Source organism: Streptomyces sp. NPDC041970 (assembly GCF_055588985.1).
Genome location: NZ_JBVJCD010000094.1, coordinates 8,703 through 11,592 on the forward strand (window position 1 = coordinate 8,703; position 2,890 = coordinate 11,592).

Genomic DNA, 2,890 nt, shown 5'->3' on the forward strand with positions numbered 1-2,890 from the left:
GGTCGAGCACGGCGGCCAAGGAGCAAAATCCCGAAGAAGCCGCTCGGGGGGGGGCGGCCCCCCCCCCCCCCCCCGCGGCGGCCCGACGTCCGGGCGCGGGCCCGGCGCGGAGAGCGCGGCGGGCATCGTCCTCGGTCGCGCCGGCTCCACCCGTAGGCACCGCTTCCGCACCGAGCAGCACCTCTCCAGGGGGATCCCCATGTCCAACCCGCCGCAGCCCTGGTACGAACCGGGCCCGCCACAGCAACCCGTGCCCGGAAACCCGTACGCGCCGCAGCAGCCCGCGCCCGGACATCCGCACGCGCCGCAGGGTTTCGGTCCGCCGCCCGGACCGCCGCCGCGCCGTCGCCGCTTCCGCCGGGGGCCGGTCATCGCCGCCGTGGTCGCGTTCGCGCTCATCGCCACGGCGGGCGGGCTGTACGCCGCCACGGACGGGGAGCGGGGCCGGTCCGCGACACCCGCGGCCAAGAAGGCGACGCGGTCGCCCAGCCCCTCCGCGTCCGTGCCGCAGTCCCCCGCCCCGCGCACCCCCGCGCCGCAGCACATACCGACGACGCAGGAGATCAACGCCGGGCGGAAGCCGGGGGACGCGTCGGCGTGGATCGTCGACGACAAGACCGATCTCCCCGGCGGGCACAACAAGGTCTTCGACCTGTGGATCGTGGGCGACCTCGCCGTCCAGGCCCTCCACCGGAAGGTCGCGGCCTACCGCCTCTCGGACGGCGCCGAGGTCTGGAGCGTCACCCTGCCCGCCACCGTCTGCGAGGTACCGGCCAATCCGGCGCCGGACGGCAAGGTCGTGATCCTCCATCACGAGAGCGCCACCGCCGAGCGGATGAACCCGTGCAACCAGATGCAGATGATCGACCTGCGGACGGGGAGGAAGGGGTGGCACAAGGAGCTCCCCGAGACCGGGGACGGGGACAGCACGCTCATCGTGTACAGCGCCATCAGCGGCGGCGCCTTCGCGGTCGCGCAGAGCATGAAGGCATCCGCCTACCAGGTCTCCGACGGGAAGAAGCTCTACGACATCCCCTGGGAGGACCGGAAGAAGTGCTACCCGACGTACGTGCTGGGCGGGTCCCGACTCCTGGTCAGCCTCACCTGCGCGCTCTCGGTCGACGGCGGCAAGGACTACAGCCTGCTCCACGGCATCGACCCGCGCACCGGCAAGGTCCTGTGGTGCCACCGGACCGGTGACGGCTGGAAGTTCGCGAACGCCCTCTCCGTCGACCCGGTCGTCTTCACCACGTACAACACCAAGGACTCCGCCAAGGACTGGCGCGTCTCCTCCCTGGGCCCCGGCGGGAAGCACCTCGCCACCTTCGACCCGCGGGTCAAGGGGTTCGAGCACTGCGCCGGGAGCGGGGCCGGCAACGACGGCCAGCCCTGCCGCGGCACCGCGGTCGGCCACGGCCACATCGCCCTGGGCGGCACCGACCAGGTCGGCACGTACGACCTCTCCACCGGGAAGTTCCTCTGGGGCGTCAAGTCCGACGAGCTGCGCGAACTGCACCCCCTGCGCGCCGAATCCGGTCGCACGCTCCTCGTCTACGAGACGGCCACGCCGAGCCGTCCGGGCCGCGTCTTCCGGATGGGCCCGCGCGGCGCGGGCACGGAGAAGGTCCTCCTGCGCCATCCGGCGTCAGCCACCAAGCCCGAGCACCAGGCGTCCGGCGGGCGACTGGCCTATGCCGGCGAACGGCTCGTCATGACCTCGGCGGGCATGAACGGTGACGACGACCGGCGCGAACCCCGCATGGTGGCGTTCGGCCCCGGCCCGTCCTGACCGGGGCTCCCGTGCGCGGTGGAGGCGTGCGGGGCACTAACGTGCCGCGTATGACGACTGCACTGATCACGGGCGCGACGGCGGGCATCGGGGCCGCCTTCGCGCGGCGGCTCGCGACCCAGGGGCACAACCTGGTGCTGGTGGCGCGGGACACCGAGCGGCTGCGCGAACAGGCCACCGAACTGCACGACCGGCACGGCATCGAGGCCGAGGTGCTGAGCGCCGACCTGTCCACGGACGCCGGGATCGAGGCGGTCACCGCACGGCTCGGGGACCGCAGACAGCCGGTCGACCTGCTGGTCAACAACGCCGGGTTCGGCAACAAGGGGCGCTTCCTGGAGGTGTCCATGGCCGACGAGCTGACGATGCTGAAGGTGCACTGCGAGGCCGTGCTGAGGCTGACCTCGGCCGCCGTCGAGGGGATGAAGGAGCGCGGCCGGGGTGCGGTGGTGAACGTGGCGTCCGTCGCGGCGTTCCTGCCGCGCGGCACGTACGGGGCGTCCAAGGCGTGGGTCGTGCAGTTCACCGAGGGCGCGGCGAAGGACGTGGCCGGGTCGGGGGTGCGGCTGATGGCGCTCTGCCCCGGCTTCGTACGGACGGAGTTCCACGAGCGGGCCGGGATGGGCACGGACAACATCCCGGACTGGATGTGGCTGGACGCGGACAAGCTGGTGGCGGCGGCGCTGGCGGACCTGGCGCGGGGCAGGACGGTGTCGATCCCGGACCCGCGCTACAAGGCGCTGATGGGGCTGGTGAAGGTGGCCCCGCGCAACCTGCTCGGCGGGGTCGCCTCGCGGGCGGGCCGCTCGTACGGGCCCCGCTAGCCGCGCCGGGCGGGGGCGTGTGCGTACGCCCTCGTCCCCCGGCCCGGTGACGGGCGGGCGGCGTGTGCGTGCGTTCTCGTCCCCCCGCCACCGACGGGTGGGGGCGTGTGCGTGCGTTCTCGTCCCCCCGCCCCGCGCCGGGCGGGCGGCGTGTGCGTACGTCCTCGTCCGTCCGGCCCCACGACGCGGGGGGGGGGGGGGGGGGGGGGGGGGGGGGGGGGGGGGGGGGGGGGGGGGGGGGGGGGGGGGGGGGGGGGGGGGGGGGGGGGGGGGGGGG

At 74.5% G+C, this 2,890-nt stretch carries 2 protein-coding genes; both read left to right on the forward strand.

The window, feature by feature from the left end; genetic code table 11:
- Nucleotides 1-199 precede the first annotated feature (199 nt).
- Complete coding sequence (locus ACZ6EJ_RS27025) at nucleotides 200-1,789, forward strand: outer membrane protein assembly factor BamB family protein (protein ID WP_469270751.1); 1,590 nt, start codon at nucleotides 200-202, stop codon at nucleotides 1,787-1,789.
- Nucleotides 1,790-1,839: 50 nt separating this feature from the next.
- Complete coding sequence (locus ACZ6EJ_RS27030; protein ID WP_469270753.1) at nucleotides 1,840-2,613, forward strand: SDR family NAD(P)-dependent oxidoreductase; 774 nt, start codon at nucleotides 1,840-1,842, stop codon at nucleotides 2,611-2,613.
- Nucleotides 2,614-2,890 lie beyond the last annotated feature (277 nt).